This window comes from Pedobacter sp. Leaf216 (assembly GCF_001421515.1).
GTDB lineage: Bacteria > Bacteroidota > Bacteroidia > Sphingobacteriales > Sphingobacteriaceae > Pedobacter.
In genome coordinates this window covers 374,220-393,435 of sequence record NZ_LMKM01000023.1, presented here as the reverse complement: position 1 = coordinate 393,435, position 19,216 = coordinate 374,220, and the positions used below count along the sequence as shown (strand labels likewise).

Here is a 19,216-nt window from a genome sequence, read left to right as displayed (position 1 = left end):
GTTGTGATAAACCCTGACGGTACTTATACGTATACTCCGGCACCAAATTACAACGGTACCGATAGCTTTACGGTAACAGTAAGCGATGGAAAAGGTGGAACAACTACGGTAACCATCAACGTAACCATTACTCCGGTTAACGATGCTCCGGTTGCCACGGCTCCAGCCATTGTAACCAATAAAAACATCCCGGTTAACGGAACCATTACCGCAAGTGATGTGGATGGCGATGCCCTTACCTTTACCGTAAGCACGCCACCTGCACATGGAACGGTTGTGGTTAAAGCCGACGGAACTTACACCTACACTCCGGCCAACAACTACAGCGGCAGCGATGTGTTCACGGTAACAGTTAGCGATGGCAAAGGTGGTACAGCCACGGTAACCATCAACGTTACAATCAACCCGACCAATGTTGCACCAGTGGTTACTGCACCTGCGGTTACAGGTAATGAGGATTCGCCAATCAACGGAACCATTACCGCGACCGATGCAGACGGTGATCCACTTACATTCACAGTGGCTACGCCTCCGTCAAACGGAACAGTTGTGGTAAATCCCGATGGAACCTATACGTATACTCCGGCACCAAACTACAACGGTACCGATAGCTTTACGGTAACAGTAAGTGATGGAAAAGGTGGTACCACAACGGTAACAGTAAACGTAAACGTAACTCCGGTGAACGATGCTCCGGTTGCTACATCGCCAGCGATTGTAACCAATAAAAACATCCCGGTTAACGGAACCATTACCGCAAGTGATGTGGATGGCGATGCCCTTACCTTTACGGTAAGCACTCCGCCTGCACATGGAACGGTAGTGGTTAATGCCGACGGAACTTACACCTACACTCCAGCCAACAACTACAGCGGTAGCGATGTGTTTACGGTAACGGTAAGCGATGGCAAAGGTGGTACCACAACGGTAACCATCAACGTTACGGTTAACCCGACCAATGTTGCGCCAGTGGTTACTGCTCCGGCGGTTACAGGCAATGAGGATTCGCCAATCAACGGCACCATTACCGCTACTGATGCAGACGGCGATCCGCTGACCTTTACGGTTGCTACACCTCCGGCAAACGGAACAGTTGTGGTAAATCCTGATGGAACCTATACGTATACTCCTGTACCAAATTACAACGGTACCGATAGCTTTACGGTAACGGTAAGCGATGGCAAAGGTGGTACAACTACGGTAACCATCAACGTAACCGTAACTCCGGTTAACGATGCTCCGGTTGCCACGGCTCCAGCCATTGTAACCAATAAAAACATCCCGGTTAATGGAACCATTACCGCAAGTGATGTGGATGGTGATGCCCTTACTTTTACGGTAAGCACTCCACCTGCACATGGAACGGTTGTGGTTAATGCCGACGGAACTTACACCTACACCCCGGCCAACAACTACAGCGGCAGCGATGTGTTCACGGTAACGGTAAGTGATGGCAAAGGTGGCACAACCACGGTAACCATCAACGTTACAATTAACCCGACCAATGTTGCACCAGTGGTTACTGCTCCGGCGGTTACAGGCAATGAGGATTCGCCAATCAACGGCACCATTACGGCTACCGATGCAGACGGCGATCCGCTGACCTTTACAGTAAGCACACCTCCAGCACATGGAACAGTTGTGATAAACCCTGACGGTACTTATACGTATACTCCGGCACCAAATTACAACGGTACCGATAGCTTTACGGTAACGGTAAGCGATGGCAAAGGTGGTACAACTACGGTAACCATCAACGTAACCGTAACTCCGCCCGAAACTATTTCTANTACACCTCCAGCACATGGAACAGTTGTGATAAACCCTGACGGTACTTATACGTATACTCCGGCACCAAATTACAACGGTACCGATAGCTTTACGGTAACAGTAAGCGATGGCAAAGGTGGAACCACAACGGTAACAATCAATGTTATCATCAACCCGGTTAACGATGCTCCTGTTGCCACGGCTCCTGCGATTGTAACCAATAAAAACATCCCGGTTAACGGAACCATTACCGCAAGCGATGTGGATGGCGATGCACTTACTTTCACGGTAAGCACGCCACCTGCACATGGAACGGTAACTGTTAATGCAGATGGAACGTATACTTATACCCCGGCCAACAACTACAGTGGTAGCGATGTGTTCACGGTAACGGTAAGCGATGGCAAAGGTGGCACAGCCACGGTAACCATCAATGTTACAATCAACCCGACCAATGTTGCTCCAGTGGTTACTGCCCCGGCCGTTACAGGAAATGAGGATTCGCCGATCAACGGCACCATTACCGCTACCGATGCAGACGGTGATCCGCTTACTTTCACGGTGGCTACGCCTCCGGCACATGGTACGGTAACTGTTAATGCCGACGGAACCTATACGTATACTCCTGCACCAAACTACAACGGTACCGATAGCTTTACGGTAACAGTAAGCGATGGAAAAGGTGGAACCACAACGGTAACAGTAAACGTAAACGTAACTCCGGTTAACGATGCTCCTGTTGCTACATCGCCAGCGATTGTAACCAATAAAAACATCCCGGTTAACGGAACCATTACCGCAAGTGATGTGGATGGCGATGCCCTTACTTTCACAGTAAGCACTCCACCTGCACATGGTACGGTAACTGTTAATGCCGACGGAACCTATACCTATACCCCGGCCAACAACTACAGCGGCAGCGACGTGTTCACAGTAACGGTAAGCGATGGCAAAGGTGGCACAACCACGGTAACCATCAACGTTACGGTTAACCCGACCAATGTTGCACCATTTGTAACTTCACCAGCGGTTACTGGTAATGAGGATTCTCCAATCAACAGCAGCATTACCGCTACTGATGCAGACGGCGATCCGCTGACCTTTACAGTAAGCACACCTCCGGCACATGGAACAGTTGTGGTAAACCCTGATGGAACCTATACGTATACTCCGGCACCAAACTACAACGGTACCGATAGCTTTACGGTAACAGTAAGCGATGGAAAAGGTGGAACAACTACGGTAACAGTAAACGTAACCGTAACTCCGGTGAACGATGCTCCGGTTGCTACATCGCCAGCGATTGTAACCAATAAGAACATCCCGGTTAACGGAACCATTACCGCAAGTGATGTGGATGGCGATGCACTTACTTTCACGGTAAGCACTCCACCTGCACATGGTACGGTAACTGTTAAAGCCGACGGAACTTACACCTACACCCCAGCCAACAACTACAGCGGCAGCGATGTGTTCACGGTAACAGTAAGTGATGGCAAAGGTGGTACAACCACGGTAACCATCAACGTTACAATCAACCCGACCAATGTTGCACCAGTGGTTACTGCTCCGGCGGTTACTGGTAATGAGGATTCGCCAATCAACGGCACCATTACCGCTACCGATGCAGACGGCGATCCTTTGATCTTTACGGTTGCTACGCCTCCGGCACATGGTACGGTAACCGTTAATGCCGACGGAACGTATACGTATATTCCTGCACCAAACTACAACGGTACCGATAGCTTTACGGTAACAGTAAGCGATGGCAAAGGCGGTACCACAACGGTAACAGTAAACGTAACCGTTACTCCGGTGAACGACGCTCCGGTCACTACGGCACCTGCGGTTACCACTCCTCAGAATACGGCGGTTAACGGAGCCATTACTGCCAGTGATGTGGACGGTGATGCACTTACCTTTACGCTAACTGCACAGCCAGCGCATGGAACGGTTGTGGTGAATGCAAACGGTACTTACACTTATACACCAACAGCCGGTTACTCAGGTAACGATACCTTCACCATAACGGTAAGCGATGGCAAAGGCGGCACCGTTACAGTAACCGTTCCGGTTACCGTAACCCTGGTAGCAGCACCTGCCATGAGCCTGACCAAAACGGCTACCAACACGGTAAGCAAAGTGGGCGATGTGATCAATTACAACATCATTGTAACCAACACCGGTAACGTAACCTTAACAAATGTTGCGGTAACCGATGCAGGAGCAGATGCAGGATCACTTACCCCTGCGGGCATAGCAAGCCTGTTACCTGGCAGCAGTGTAACGGTAACCGCAAGGCACACCGTTACCTTAACCGAGGTAAACGCAGGCTCGTTCAGCAACCAGGCTTCTGCAACGGCACAGACCCCGGGCGGAAGTATTTTGAACAAACCTAAATCAGACGATCCGAACACAATTGCGGTTGATGATGCAACAGTAACGGTAATTGCTCCTGCCTCGATGATCACCCTGGTTAAAACCGGAACGGTGAGCACTGATGGAAACAGCATTACCTACAGCTTCAGTGTTAAAAACACCGGAAACGTAACGCTTCACATCATTACCCTCGTGGATGCCAAACTTGGATTGAACAGGGTGATCCCTGGTACACTGGCCCCTGGTGCAACGGTAACCGATAGCTATGTTTACCAGTTGACCCAGGCCGATAAAGATGCAGGAAGTGTAACCAACACGGCAAGCATTACCGGCCAGACCCCGGCAAATGTTGCGGTGAGCGATATCTCCGGTACGGCAGAAAACAACAATACGCCAACGGTAACCTTGATTCCGAACAACGGATCAGTCGCGCTCGTTAAAACATCAGTATTTAATGGAAATAAAGTAACCTACACATTCACCATCAAGAATACAGGAACCATTACTTTAAACACCATTACTTTAACAGATGCTAAACTCGGACTGAACAATAAAGTGATCACGGTAGCTGGCGGACTTGCACCTGGTGCAACCACAACTGATGTTGAAGTGTACACCTTAACTCAGGCCGACAAGGATTTAGGTACGGTAACCAATACCGCAACCGTAAATGCCAGAACACTTGCCGGAGCCAGCGTAACAGATGTTTCAGGAACAGCAGAAACAAACAATACGCCAACGGTTACCACATTCCCTAAATCGCCGACAGCTGTTGATGATAAGGCACAAACGGTGGCCAATTCGCCGGTGGTGATCAGCGTGCTCAACAATGATGATCCAGGTAATTCTACCCTCGATAAATTAACTGTTGAGGTTGTAAATGCGCCTAAACACGGTACCGTAAAAGTAAATGCAGATGGTACGGTAACTTATACACCTGATCCTGGTTATGTGGGAGATGATGTGTTTACCTACCGCGTAAAAGATGCTTATGGATATTATACCAATGTGGCAACGGTAACATTAACCGCCAACTTTACAGGCATCACCGTCCCTAACCTGTTTACACCGAACGGCGACGGTATCAACGATACCTTCGAGATCATCGGCCTTAACCAGTACCAGGTTAATGAACTGCAGATTGTGAACAGATGGGGCAATGAGGTGTTCCACGCCAAAGGTTACCAGAACAACTGGACGGGCGAGGGGTTGAATGAAGGTACTTATTACTACCTGCTGCGTGTTAAAAAAGCAGGAAGCGATCAGTATGAAGTGTTTAAAGGCTACATCACATTGATCAAGGCGTTTAAAAAATAAGATAAGACTTAGTGCAGCCAGGAGTTTCAACCCGGTTGCGCTTTAAGATATTACGATGATGAAGAAATTAATATTGTTAATAGCAGGTTCGTTTTTGTTGCTTTCGCGACCGGCATCTGCACAACAGGATGCCCAGTACAGCCAGTATATGTTCAACGGGATTTATATCAACCCGGCTTACGCAGGATATAAGGAAGTGCTGAATGTGCACAGTTTTTACCGGAGCCAGTGGACGGGCATTACCGGGGCACCAAGGAGCATGTCGCTCGCGGTTGATGCCATTGCCAACAGCGGCAACGTAGGTTTGGCGCTTCAGGTGGCCAGCGATAAACTGGGTGCGCAGAACAACCTGAGCATTTACGGCAACTATGCTTACCGCATCAGGATGAACGACGACGGAAGCTCAAGATTGGCATTAGGCCTCGGTATTGGCATGGTACAGTTGGGGATTGACGGCTCAATGCTGAACCCGAACAACCCGGAGCCCAACCAGCCCGTGGGCATGCAGAGCACTATTGTGCCCGATGCAAGGGCAGGGGTTTATTTTGCAAACGACAGGTATTATGCAGGCTTTTCGGTTGACAACCTGATCGCCACCTACATCAACATCGACCGCTATGCCTTTATCCCACAGCCAAAACCGCATTATTATCTGACCGCCGGGGCTTTGTTCCCGCTATCTGAGGATTTCCAGATCAAGCCTTCCTTTCTGATAAAGGATGACCGGGGCGGCCCTACCAGTCTGGATGTGAACGCCTTCCTGCTGATCAAGGATTTTTTATGGGTGGGCGGTTCTTACCGTACCGGAGTAAAACTTTATGATAAAAGCTACCTGCAGAAAGACCTTACGCCAAGGAACTCCGCGGTGGCCGCCATCCAGATCTTCCCATCGGAAAAAATCAGGATCGGTTACGGTTACGACTTTTCCGTTGGCCCTTTGCAAGGTTACAGCGGCGGAACGCATGAGATCTCGCTATCTTATTCGTTCATCAAACCGAACGTTAGAATGGCAACCCCAAGGGTATTTTAAACAACAACATCCAGTAATCTGATCACAATGAAAAGAATTTTAATAGGTGCCTGCCTTTCTGCATATTTTCTGTTTGCAACCGGTTTTCCGGCCAGGGCGCAGTATGTAATAAAAGATGCCGACAAAGCTTACGAACTGTTCAACTACAGCAAAGCGGTTGATCTTTACGAACAGGCCTATCAGAAGAAAAAATCCCTGCATGCGGCAGAGCGTCTGGCCAGTGCCTATGCCATGGTTTACAACTATAAACAGGCCGAAAGCTGGTACGCCATCGCCTCTCAGATGCCGGGCAGCAGACCGGAAAATATTTTGGCCTATGCCAGGGCATTGCAGAGCAATTCGAAATACAGCGAGGCGAAAGTTCAGTATCTGAATTACATCGATAAAAAGAAAGACGTACCGGAAAAGCAGCAGGCCGTTTGGGTCTCTTCCTGCGATTCGGCCTTGAAATGGATCAGGAACCCGAAGAAAACCGAGCTGGTGAACCAGGTGGCGTTGAACAGTGCACAGTCTGACTGGGGTGCGGTTGACTATCAGGGCGGGGTGGTTTTTACTTCCGACAGGGCGGTAAAGGGATCAGGATCTGAACAGGAAAACAAACCTTTTTTACGTTTCGACGGATCGAAGGAACCGGACAAACAGGTTTACGGATGGACGGGCAACGGATACCTGAAACTGTATGTAAAACCTTCGCCAACCGACAGTTTACAGTTGTTCCCTCTAAAAGCGGGAACAAGTTACCATGTAGGTTCGGCAAGTTTTACGGGCGACGGCAAAACCATGTATTTTACCTTAACACGGATCTCCAGCGAACTGGAAAAAGTAAAGAACAAACCTACAACTGTAAATGTGGAAATTTACAGCAGCACCAAGGGTACGGATGGCGTTTGGGGCGAACCTGTTTCTTTTGCATACAATGATGTGAACGGTTATTCTGTCGGCGACCCCTTCATTACCAAAGATGGCAACAGCCTTTACTTTGCTTCGAACATGCCCGGTGGAGTTGGTGCTACAGATATTTATGTCTGCCTTAAAACCGATGCGGGTGCATGGGGCAAACCCATCAACCTGAAAGAGGTGAATACGGAGGGGAACGACAGGAGTCCATTTTTTGATGACAAGGACAACTTTTATTTCTCCAGCAACGGCCGGACCGGGATGGGTGGACTGGATGTTTTCATGGCCCTGAGGGAAGGTGGCAGCATTGGCCGGATTGAAAACCTGGGCTATCCTTTAAACTCCCCGCAGGATGATTTCGGTTTCAGCCTGAATGAAAAGGGTGGCATTGTTTACCTGTCTTCCAACCGTGAGGGCGGCATGGGCAGTGATGATATTTACACCATCGATCAGAAAATGATCCTCGCCTTTAAGCTGGAGGGAAGGGTTTTCGACAAGAACAGCAACCAGCCTATTGCAGGCGCTTTGGTGAGCCTGGCGAAAGTAAACGGCTCGATCCTGAAAACAGAAACCGATGAAAACGGCAGCTACAGATTTAATCTGACCAAAGAAACAGAATACAATGTTTCGGCAGAGAAAACCGGTTACCGATCTGATGTGGAAAACCTGGCTACCATTGGTTTAACCACTTCTAGTGTGCTCAACCAGGATTTATATCTGGAAGCTATTGTAATTGATAAGGGAATCAGGATTGAAAACATTTATTACGATTTCGACAAATGGAACATCCGTGCAGATGCAGCGGTTGAACTCGACAAACTGGTAAAGATCATGACTGATAACCCGACGATCTGGATCGAACTGGGTTCGCACACCGACAGCAGGGGTAAAGATGGCTACAACCTGAACCTATCGCAAAAAAGAGCAGAATCGGCAGTTCAGTACATTATCTCAAAAGGCATTGATAAAAACCGCATTACCGCCAAAGGTTATGGCGAAACCCAACTGCTTAACAAATGTGCAAATGGTGTAGCGTGTAGCGAAACAGATCACCAGTTGAACAGACGTACGGAGTTTAAAATCGTAAAGCAGTAAAGCGGTCGTCATTGCTGAGGTACGAAGCAATCTTTCATGCTAGTGAGCCTTGCCATAAAGATTGCTTCGTCGGCTGAAAAAGCCTTCTCGCAATGACGCAAAATGACGGCCATGGGATTACAATCTATGAATTTTTACCGTAGAGCTTCAGTTTACATGCTAGTGAGCCTTGCCATAAAGATTGCTTCGTCGGCTGAAAAAGCCTTCTCGCAATGACGCAAAATGACGGCCATGGGATTACAATCTATGAATTCTCCCTGCTTTCTGTGTTTCCGTGGCAAACTGAACTGTGTAAATCTGTGGTTAAAGTCCTTCGACTACATGCTAGTGAGCCTTGCCATAAAGATTGCTTCGTCGGCTGAAAAAGCCTTCTCNGGTTAGGGTGTTTTTCGATGGTTTTGTATAATAATGGTTGCGTAAATTTAGGTTCATCCTTTCTGTGTTTCCGTGGCAAACTGAACTGTGTAAATCTGTGGTTAAAGTCCTTCGACTACATGCTAGTGAGCCTTGCCATAAAGATTGCTTCGTCGGCTGAAAAAGCCTTCTCRCAATGACGCAAAATGACACGACCATAGGATTACAATCTATGAATTCTCCGTGCTTTCTGTGTTTCCGAGGCTAAAAATGATCTCTGTGTAAATCTGTGGTTAAAGCCCTTCGACTACATGCTAGTGAGCCTTACCATAAAGATTTCTTCGTCGGCTGAAAAAGCCTTCTCGCAATGACGCAGAATGACATAACCAGGGGATTACAATCTATGAATTCTCCGTGCTTTCTGTGTTTCCGTGGCAAACTGAACTGTGTAATCTGTGGTTAAAACCCTTCGACACTGTGAACGTCTCGCAATTGATACTGAAACTTACGCAATCGATACTGGAAAGCTCGCGAAACACAGTGGCTATTTTGCAATCGATACTGAAACTTACGCAATTGACACTGGAAGGCTCGCAAAGTAAAGTGAACGTCTCGCAATTGATACCGGCATCTTCGCAATCTATTCTGATAGGTCTGCAAAGCATTGTAAAGCTCTCGCAACTGATACTGATGTTTTTGCGATCTATGCGGAAAGTAAGGTACAAAAGCTAATCGCTACCTTCCCATATTTCCGTAGCCAAAACCTTTTTGATAACAAACATTAAAACTAAAATTGTTAGTATTATGTTCATAAGTTAGAGCTAGAGATTATTAATAAAACTAATTATATTAGTATTTTTGATCTCAATCATCCCAATTGTACAGAAATGGTAAAAGAGAGGCAGATTATTCATATGGATCAGGATGCATTTTTTGTGTCGGTAGAAATTAGAAAGAATTCCAATTTAATTGGGAAACCGGTTATTATTGGAGGCGGCGGTGATAGGGGCGTAGTCGCATCCTGCAGTTACGAGGCGCGCAAATACGGGGTACACTCGGCAATGCCCGGGCGTACGGCCAAACTACTTTGTCCGGGGGCAATATTTTTAAAAGGCGATATGGAAGAGTATTCAAAGGCCTCGCACGAAATCACCGAAATTATTGCCGATAAAGTTCCGCTTTTCGAGAAAGCCAGCATTGATGAGCACTATATTGATATGACTGGTATGGACCGCTTTTTTGGCTGCATGAAGTTTGCATCCGAACTCAGGCAAACAATTATCAGAGAGATGGGTCTGCCCATTTCCTTTGGCTTATCCATCAACAAAACCGTAGCCAAAATTGCTACAAACGAATCAAAACCGGATGGCGAATTGCAGGTTACCTATCCCGAACTGCGGCCATTTCTCGATCCGCTGGCCATTCATAAAATTCCGGGTATCGGCCATGCCACCTATAAAAAACTGAGCGAAATGGGAGTGCGCGAAATCCTTACCCTCACACAGATTCCGCAACAGCTGATGTTTAAAATATTGGGTCAGCAGGGATTAAGTTTATGGCAAAAAGCCAACGGGATCGACCTTTCGCCGGTTGTGCCTTACCGCGAAAGAAAATCAATAGGTACACAAGCCACTTTCGAAAGCGATACGATGGATATGGCCAAACTGAAAGCCATTATTACCGGAATGGTTACCGGATTAACTTTTCAGTTGCGCAACCAAAAAAAACTAACCGCCTGCATTACTGTAACCGTACGTTATACCAATTTTGAAACAGTTACCCAGCAGGAAAGAATTCCATACACCTCACTCGATTCGTTTTTGATCAGCAAGGCACATAACCTGTTCGAAAAATTATATTCAAAACGGATGTTGCTGCGTTTGGTGGGGGTAAAGCTTTCGCATTTGGTAAGCGGTTACGAGCAGATTGGTTTATATAATATCGCCGAAGAAGAATATAGTCTTTACCAGGCTATGGATAAGGTGCGCAATCATTACGGTGCCGAAGCAGTGGTAAAAGCCTGCATAGTTACCCAGCCACCCCGCGATGAAAAGGGAAAAGTGATAAAATACAATCCCCGCAAAAAGAAAGTGCTGATTGGGAATACGGAAGAAGGAGAGCCGAAAGAAGATTTGGAAGTAAGAAAACGATCCAAAATCAGGAGTTTTATGAGCGAAAAAGGCACAAGGGGTACAAAATCATATGATTAGCGATGTTTTTAAATGTGCATTCTTCATATAGCCTGAAATATGGCACGCTGAGTGTTGAGCAATTGATTGCTACTGCGCGATCGCTTGGCATTCACCAGATGGTATTAACCGATATCAATAATTCAACCGGTGCTGTAGAATTTATACGTGAATGCTACAGGCAGGGGATTGCCAAAGAGGCTGATGAAATACACAAAGGGAATATACCATATCAGCTTAAACCGGTAGCAGGTATCGAATTCAGGCTCAACAACAGGTTGTTGTATGTGGGCATTGCCAGAAACAGGGAGGGTATGCGCGAATTGAATGAATTTTTGAGTCACCACAACATCAACCACATTCCTTTGCCCGAAATTCCGCCCGAAATGGAAAACGTATACATTGTATATCCCTTTCAAAAAACTTTAAATAAAACACTAAAGGAAAATGAATTTGTAGGAATCCGCGCTAAACAGCTTAACCTTTTGTATCAGCACCCGCTTTTAAAGCAAAAAGAAAAATTGCTGGTGTGGCATCCCGTTACCGTAAATGATAAAATTACCCACCGTTTGCACCAGTATTTTAGGGCCATTGAGCTCAATACGCTTTTAAGTAAAGTACCCGAAGAACAAAAATGCGATGCAGACGAATACCTGATTCCAGAAGCAGTACTCACGCAGAAATTCGAACAATACCCTTTTATTGTTCAAAACACACAAAAACTGATAAACAGTTGCGATTTAAGTGCCTATTTTGAAGATAGTGCGGTGCCTAAATCTAAAAATAAGCTTTTCTACACCAGCGAAGGCTTGGCCGGAGATAAAAAAATGCTTCGCGAGCTGGCCGAAGAAGGGTTAATATACCGCTATGGCGAAAACAATCCGGAAGCCGTTAAGCGTTTGGAAAAAGAATTGCGGATTATTGAACTTAAAAACTTTTGCGCTTATTTTCTGATCACTCACGACATTGTAAACTATGCCATGAATACCTGCGGTTTCTATCATGTTGGCCGTGGCTCAGGCGCAAACAGTATTGTAGCCTATTGCTTGCGCATTACAGATGTAGATCCGATTGATCTTGATTTGTACTTCGAACGTTTTCTCCACGAAAAAAGAACCAGTCCGCCAGATTTTGATATCGATTTTTCATGGGATGAACGCGAAGTAATACAGCGTTATATTTTTAGCCGCTATCCTAAATGGCATGTTGCTTTTTTGGGTACCATGAGCACTTTTAAAGATCGGGCAATCATCAGGGAAATCGGTAAAGTGTTGGGTTTGCCCAAGGGAGAAATTGATGGTTTTACCGATCCTACAAAAGAGCGCGAAAACTTGCTGAATGCTACTTACAAGAAGCTGCTGGCTGTATACCAATACATGAAAGGAATGCCCAACCAGCGATCTATCCATGCCGGGGGGATTTTGATTTCCGAAGAACCGATTACCTATTATACCGCTTTGGATATGCCCCCAAAAGGTTTTCCAACCGTTCAATGGGATATGTATGAAGCTGAAGCCATTGGTTATGAGAAATTTGATATTTTAAGTCAGCGCGGTATTGGGCACATTCGCGAGGCCGTACAACTGATTAAGAAAAATAAAGACCTGGATATTGATATACACGATTTTAAAACTTTTAAAACAGACCGGAAATTAAATGCTATCCTTAAAGAAGGTCAGCCCATAGGTTGTTTTTACATCGAATCGCCGGCAATGAGGCAATTGCTCAAAAAGCTAAAATGCGAAAATTACCTCACCCTTGTAGCCGCCAGTTCAATTATCCGGCCAGGTGTGGCCAGCTCGGGTATGATGAAATCGTATATCGAACGCTACCATGCACCCGATAAGGTGGTATACCTTTGCGAAGTGATGAAAGAGCGGCTTAGCGAAACCTATGGCGTAATGGTTTACCAGGAAGATGTGATTAAAGTTTGCCATTATTTTGCAGGTTTGGATCTGTCTGATGCTGATATTCTTCGTAAAGCCATGAGTGGTAAATACCGTTCTAAACTTGCTTTCGAGGAACTGGTAAAAAAGTTTTTTGCCTCCGCCCGGAAAGAAGGCCACTCCGAAGAGCTCATTACAGAAGTATGGCGGCAAATCTCCTCTTTTGCAGGATATAGCTTTTCTAAAGCCCATTCTGCATCTTTTGCGGTAGAAAGTTATCAGAGTTTATACCTCAAAACCTATCATCCAATGGAGTTTATGGTAGCCGTGCTTAATAATTATGGTGGCTTTTACAGCAGGTGGGTGTATGTGCACGAGTTGCAGAAAACTGGTGCGAAAGTACATTTACCCTGTGTTAACCGTAGTGATGAAGTGGTAAACATCAATGGCGAAGATGCCTATCTTGGTTTTATTGGCATCCAGGGTTTAGAAGGAAAATACATTCAGACCATTCCGCAAGAACGGAAGGCAAACGGAAAATATCTCGATCTAGAAGATTTTGTGAAACGCACCTGCATTTCCCTTGAACAAGCCATTATTTTAATCCGTTTAGGCGCGCTGCGTTTTACAGGCAAAGACCGTAAAACCCTGCTTTGGGATGTGCACAATTACTTAGGTTTTAAACAGAAGAAAGTAAACCATGCCGAGCTATTTAAACTAAGTTACAAAACTTACCAGCTTCCCGAACTGGCCGATTCCGAACTCGAAAATGCCTACACAGAATTGGAGTTGTTGGGTTATCCGCTTAATTATAACATGTTCGATTTTCTGAAAACACCTTACAGGGGCGATACCATGGCCGCAGATATGCATAAACACTTAGGCAAAACAGTAAGGATGGTTGGTAATTATGTATGCGAAAAAACAGTACATACCATTAAGAATACCAAAATGTGGTTCGGTACTTTTTTAGATGCCAATGGCGACTTTTTTGATACCACCCACTTCCCCAATTCCACACCCATGTATCCTTTTAAGGGAAAAGGCTGTTACCTTATTTTAGGAAAGGTAGTAGAAGATTTTGGCTTTCAAAGCATCGAAGTTTTAAAGTTTGCCAAGCTGGATATCCGGATGAACCCGGTAGCGATTGATTAAGCATCATTAGGGGAACTAGACCTAGAATTGAGTCGTCATTACAAAAATCTGCTTGTTTTGTAACTCCAAGGTCTGTGTCTCCACAGCCCTTTTTATATTTATTCAGTACCTATTTTAAACAATGGTGCCATCCTGAGGGATAATTTATTTATAAAAACTAATATAAGTGACATGATTTTAAAGAAACGAATATCCTATTTAAAGAAATGAATATCCTATGGGTATCGTCATTGCGAGAAGGCTTTTTCAGCCGACGAAGCAATCTTACAACGATCGCTATAGCATGCGCTATAAATCAAATAAAAGCCCCCTTGGTTACAAGCCTTAAAAAATTCTTCCCTTCACAGAATTAGTCTTAAATTCCTTAAGTAGTTAATACAAAAAAGTAAACTGTTAAGTAGTTTTAAAACCTGATTTGAAGATAATGAGCCGATTAATTCTGCTAATCGGCTCATAAATTGGGTTGTTTTTGAGCCGATTAATAATTTAATAAATTCTGTTATGCGGTTGAATTTATTTTCTTTTAATTTTTCATAAAATCTAAATAACAATTAAGTCGTCCTTTCGAGCGTAGCCGAGAAATCTGCCTCAGATATTTTATCTTAAGATCTCTCCATTCCGCTACGCTTCAGTCGATAATATCTTTCCTAACTCCAAGGTCTGTGTCTCCACAGACCTTTTTATATTAATTCAGTACATATCTTAAACAAAAGTGTCATCCTGAGCTTGTGGAAGGGTTTGCTTAAATTCCCCTCAAAGCGTTTCTGACAAGCTCAACGTGACAAATATATAAACCAAGGTTTTTGCGGTGATAAATTGTAATGAATGCTCATTTAAAGAAAGCTTTCGATCGGAAACATCGCCGTAATTAAATCCCAATATCAATAGATCTCTCCATTCCGCTGCGCTTCAGTCGAGATGACGCTGTGTTATTAATAATCAGTTTATAAAGTAATCTACTATTGCTAAAGTATTATTCATTTACAAGTTAAAACATAATATTTATCTTTAAACCATGGTCCACATTAAAGCAGAGATAGAACGTTTTGAGAGCATGGGTGAAAAAACTGGCTGGAGTTATGTGTTTGTTCCGGCGGCATTGGCAAACGAAATTAAGCCTGGTTGCAAAAAAAGTTTTAGGGTAAAAGGTAAAATAGATCAACTTGAAGTTGCCGGAATGGCAACCACTCCTATGGGTGAGGGTGATTTTATAATAGCTTTAAAAAGCGAAGTCCGTAAAAAACTAAAAAAGGAATCTGGTGCTGTTGTTGAGCTTTATTTAGAAGAAGATAAAGATTTCAAGGTCGAAATGCCCGAAGATCTCGACATCTGTCTATCAGAAGAAGAACATTTAATGCATAACTTTTTAAAACAGCCTAAGTCGCACCAGAACTATTACATCAACTGGATTAACCAAGCCAAAACAGAACCTACACGGACTAAAAGAATTGTGATGACGGTTAAAGCGATGGATAAAGGACAGGATTTTGGTACAATGATAAGGGAAAGTAAGTTGTGAGTTTGGCGTTTTTAGTTCGGAGTCTCGCAAAGAGCAAACAGCTAGGTACTTAGAAATCCAACTCCTGTTTTCCAGTCCCAAATTTAAATTATTCGGCATTTAGAAACTCTAAACTTCAGGCTCCCAGCTCCAAACTTAAGACTCGGGGAAGTAAGTTGTGAGTTTGGAGTTTTTAGTTCGGAGCCTCGCAAAGAGCAAACAACTAGGTGCTTAGAACTCCCAACTGCTGTTTTTCAGTCCCAAATTTAAATTATTCGGCATTTAGGAACTCCAGGCTCCCAGCTCCAAACTTAAGACTCGGGAAGTAAGTTGTGAGTTTGGAGTTTTTAGTTTGGAGTCTCGCAAAAAGCAAACAGCTAGGTACTTAGAAATCCCAACTCCTGTTTTCCAGCCCCAAATTTAAATTATTTATCATTTAGGAACTCTAAACTCAAGGCTTCCAGCTCCAAACTTAAGACTGCGGAATGTAAGTTGTGAGTTTGGAGTTTTTAGTTCGGAGTCTTGCAAAGAGCAAACAGCTAGGTACTTAGAGCTCCCAGCTCCTGTTTTCCAGTCCCAAATTAAATTATTCGGCATTTAGAAACTCTAAACTTCAGGCTCCCAGCTCCAAACTTAAGATTCTGGAAAGTAAGTTGTGAGTTTGGCGTTTTTAGTTCGGAGTCTCGCAAAGAGCAAACAGCTAGGTACTTAGAAATCCAACTCCTGTTTTCCAGTCCCAAATTTAAATTATTCGGCATTTAGAAACTCTAAACTTCAGGCTCCCAGCTCCAAACTTAAGACTCGGGAAAGTGAGTTGTGAGTTTCGAGTTTTTAGTTCGGAGTCTCGCAAAGAGCAAACAGCTAGGTACTTAGAAATCCAACTCCTGTTTTCCAGTCCAAAATTTAAATTATTTATCATTTAGGAACGCTAAACCCCAGGCTCCCAGCTCCAAACTTAAGACTCCCTTTTATAACTCCTAAACCAACTCCAAACCTTCATTTGTATTACACCTAAAAAAGCTTCCCTAAAAATACGGGTGCTCATTTTGGATGTACCTTCGGTACGGTCGGTAAAGATAATGGGAACTTCCACCACTTTAAAACCAAATTTTATGGCGGTAAACTTCATTTCGATCTGAAAGGCGTAACCCACAAATTTAATTTTATTTAACGGAATGGTTTCCAATACAATTCTACGGTAACATTTAAAACCTGCAGTTGCATCCTGAATGTTGATCCGGGTAATAAAACGCACATACATCGAAGCAAAGTACGACATTAAAACCCTTCCCATAGGCCAGTTTACCACATTTACACCCTTAACATAACGCGATCCTATGGCCACATCTGCACCATTTACGCAAGCCTCTCGCAAGCGGGCCAAATCATCCGGATTATGTGAAAAATCTGCGTCCATTTCAAAAATGTAAGCATAATCTCTTTGCAAAGCCCAATTAAAGCCATATATATATGCTGTACCCAAACCTTGTTTGCCTGCACGTTCTTCGATAAATAAATGCCCCTCGTACTCAGCCTGTAACGATTTAACGATTTCAGCTGTTCCATCCGGAGAACCGTCATCAATAATTAAAACATGAAAAGGTTGTGTTAAAGAAAAAACCTTTCTAATGATCTTTTCAATATTTTCCTTCTCGTTATAAGTAGGTATGATGACTAAACTATCTGACACGTTGCTTGTGGTTATTTAATAATTAAGCTTTGAATGTATATAATTGAATTATATTTTGCTTTTAAACTGCGAAAGTAAATATTAAAAGTGAAACCTTTATGAAAATTCATTAATTCGGAATGATTAGCGTGTTCAACTAAGTTTTTCAGCTTCTCATTGGTGTGGGTTTGTAACCCGGATCGTTATTTAAGTCCCTTCGAGCTTTAACCTTCATTTTTCAAGGTACAAACCTTTGTTCCTAAACCCGAAAGCAGCGGCAGCTCCCGAGTTTTCGTATGGACTATAGCGAATGGCGGGATAGCAGGCCTTTAAGAACTACTGTTCCCCCGTTTCCAAATTGCCCACCTCTTGTAAACCATACTCGATCTAAGCACAGGCTAAGATTTTTCTCTCTGACTAATGAAAAAGATTATCCTTCAACTACGCAAAGGATGACACCTTATTTTCTACCGCACCTCCTGCATCAACCTTTTAACCAGTTGTGAAAAAATAATCAGCGCCAAACCTGCAATTAAAGAATATATGGCCAAAGATTTATAACCTTCTGTATAGGCCATTAACTTTGTAGACAACGAAGCATGATCAATACTCGACATCTCTGCGCCTAACTTTCCGGCAGCCAACTGACCAAAAGCACTTGATAAAAACCAAAGTCCCATCATCATTCCAAACATTTTCTTTGGAGAAAGCTTCGTAATTATCGACATCCCAATCGGCCCCAAACAAAGTTCGCCGAGGGTTAGCAATAAATAGGCGAGGGTAAAAACGTTTAAGGAGGTTATGCCTTGTGCATTTGCAAAGAATCTTGTGGCATAAAACACATAAAAACTTACCGCCAGTAGCAGGAAACCGATCCCGAATTTGACAACAGTATTCGGTTCAATTTTGCGTTTATACAATCCCAACCATAAAATACCTACAATCGGACTAAAAACAATTACAAATAATGAGTTAACACTATTGTTTACCACATTGGGGTCGATATTAAAGAACAAAATTTTATGATCAAGGTTATCCTTCGCAAACAACGACAGGGAACCACCGCTTTGCTCGGATATAGCCATGAAAATAAAGTAACAGAATATAAAAACGAAAGCAGCCAACAGCTTGTATTGAGCCTTTTTGTCTTTAATTTTAAAGGTTTCGAACAAGAAATAAATCAAAGCCACAGCTCCAATTGTGTACATGAAATAATCGGTAAAAGCGGTATTTTTTACCATAATGTAAATCAACGGGATGCACAATATCGACCCCGCGTAAACGGCAATTTCTGAAAACTGTTGTCTTGATTTTTTAAGGTGCGATAACGGAGAATTTCCGATAGGCCCTAAATGTTTTTTAGTAAAAATAAAGGTGCCCAAGCCAAACATCATCACCAATGCAGCCGATAAGAAACACAAATGCCAGTTATAATATTTGCCCAGGTAAATGCACATTGCGCCGCCCAGCAAACCACCAACATTTATTCCGGCATAAAAAAGACCATAGCCCGCATCTCTGCGGTTATCCTTTTCATGGTACAATTCGCCCACCATTGAGGAAACATTGGGTTTAAAAAAACCTGTCCCGATAATAGATAAAGTAATGCCTACATAAAAAAGATCGTGCGGAGAAAAAGCCAGAACCAGGTTGCCAATAATCATTAAAGAACCACCCCAGAATAACGATTTCCTGAAGCCCAAAATCTTATCGGCAAAAATACCACCTATAAAGGTAAAAGCATACACAAAAGCCTGTATGGCACCGTATTGTAAATTTGATTTTTGATCGCTCAGGCCCAATTGTTCAACCATGAAGAAAGCCAATACCCCGCGCATGCCATAAAAACAGAAACGCTCCCACATTTCTACCAGCGATAAATGCCAGAGCTGTTTTGGATATTTACCCTCAAAATTTTGAATATCTTCTATTGAAACTGTTTTTTCCATTAAATAGGTTTAAAAATTAAAAGCCCGA

General features: G+C 43.9%; 8 protein-coding genes and 1 pseudogene. 7 read left to right on the top strand and 2 right to left on the bottom strand.

Annotated elements, in window-relative coordinates:
• Positions 1-3: 3 nt before the first annotated feature.
• The 7 genes and pseudogenes from ASE74_RS25520 to ASE74_RS16940 form a co-directional block, all read left to right on the top strand.
• Positions 4-1,789, top strand: a pseudogene (locus tag ASE74_RS25520) (Ig-like domain-containing protein); the annotation flags it as partial.
• A gap of 1 nt (position 1,790) precedes the next feature.
• Positions 1,791-5,466: Ig-like domain-containing protein (locus tag ASE74_RS25515; RefSeq protein ID WP_369800183.1), on the top strand; the 3,676-nt coding region annotated here is incomplete at its 5' end.
• A gap of 55 nt (positions 5,467-5,521) precedes the next feature.
• Positions 5,522-6,496 (top strand): type IX secretion system membrane protein PorP/SprF, encoded by a 975-nt coding sequence (locus ASE74_RS16965; RefSeq protein ID WP_235526140.1) that lies wholly within the window; start codon positions 5,522-5,524, stop codon positions 6,494-6,496.
• Positions 6,497-6,523: 27 nt separating this feature from the next.
• Complete coding sequence (locus ASE74_RS16960) at positions 6,524-8,488, top strand: OmpA family protein (RefSeq protein ID WP_055911472.1); 1,965 nt, start codon at positions 6,524-6,526, stop codon at positions 8,486-8,488.
• Between the two features lie 1,241 nt (positions 8,489-9,729).
• Entirely contained in the window at positions 9,730-11,052 is a 1,323-nt protein-coding gene (gene dinB, locus ASE74_RS16955; RefSeq protein ID WP_055911470.1) for a DNA polymerase IV, read from the top strand.
• Positions 11,053-11,054: 2 nt separating this feature from the next.
• The gene (locus ASE74_RS16950) at positions 11,055-14,072 is read left to right on the top strand and encodes a DNA polymerase III subunit alpha (RefSeq protein WP_055911468.1); all 3,018 of its coding nucleotides are present in this window, start codon (positions 11,055-11,057) and stop codon (positions 14,070-14,072) included.
• Between the two features lie 1,015 nt (positions 14,073-15,087).
• Positions 15,088-15,591 (top strand): YdeI/OmpD-associated family protein, encoded by a 504-nt coding sequence (locus ASE74_RS16940; protein ID WP_055911463.1) that lies wholly within the window; start codon positions 15,088-15,090, stop codon positions 15,589-15,591.
• A gap of 934 nt (positions 15,592-16,525) precedes the next feature.
• Here the strand turns inward: ASE74_RS16940 and ASE74_RS16935 are convergent.
• Together ASE74_RS16935 and ASE74_RS16930 are read right to left on the bottom strand one after the other, a co-directional pair.
• Positions 16,526-17,260 (bottom strand): polyprenol monophosphomannose synthase, encoded by a 735-nt coding sequence (locus ASE74_RS16935; protein ID WP_055911461.1) that lies wholly within the window; start codon positions 17,258-17,260, stop codon positions 16,526-16,528.
• A gap of 446 nt (positions 17,261-17,706) precedes the next feature.
• Positions 17,707-19,188, bottom strand: a complete 1,482-nt coding sequence (locus ASE74_RS16930; protein ID WP_055911459.1) for a peptide MFS transporter — start codon at positions 19,186-19,188, stop codon at positions 17,707-17,709.
• Positions 19,189-19,216: the final 28 nt, after the last annotated feature.

Excerpts from the sequence above, each read along its gene's own strand:
- ASE74_RS16930 (WP_055911459.1), bottom strand. The coding sequence starts at position 19,188 with ATGGAAAAAACAGTTTCAATAGAAGATATTCAAAATTTTGAGGGTAAA.
- ASE74_RS16940 (WP_055911463.1), top strand. The coding sequence starts at position 15,088 with ATGGTCCACATTAAAGCAGAGATAGAACGTTTTGAGAGCATGGGTGAA.
- ASE74_RS16960 (WP_055911472.1), top strand. The coding sequence starts at position 6,524 with ATGAAAAGAATTTTAATAGGTGCCTGCCTTTCTGCATATTTTCTGTTT.
- dinB (WP_055911470.1), top strand. The coding sequence starts at position 9,730 with ATGGTAAAAGAGAGGCAGATTATTCATATGGATCAGGATGCATTTTTT.
- ASE74_RS16965 (WP_235526140.1), top strand. The coding sequence starts at position 5,522 with ATGATGAAGAAATTAATATTGTTAATAGCAGGTTCGTTTTTGTTGCTT.
- ASE74_RS16950 (WP_055911468.1), top strand. The coding sequence starts at position 11,055 with ATGTTTTTAAATGTGCATTCTTCATATAGCCTGAAATATGGCACGCTG.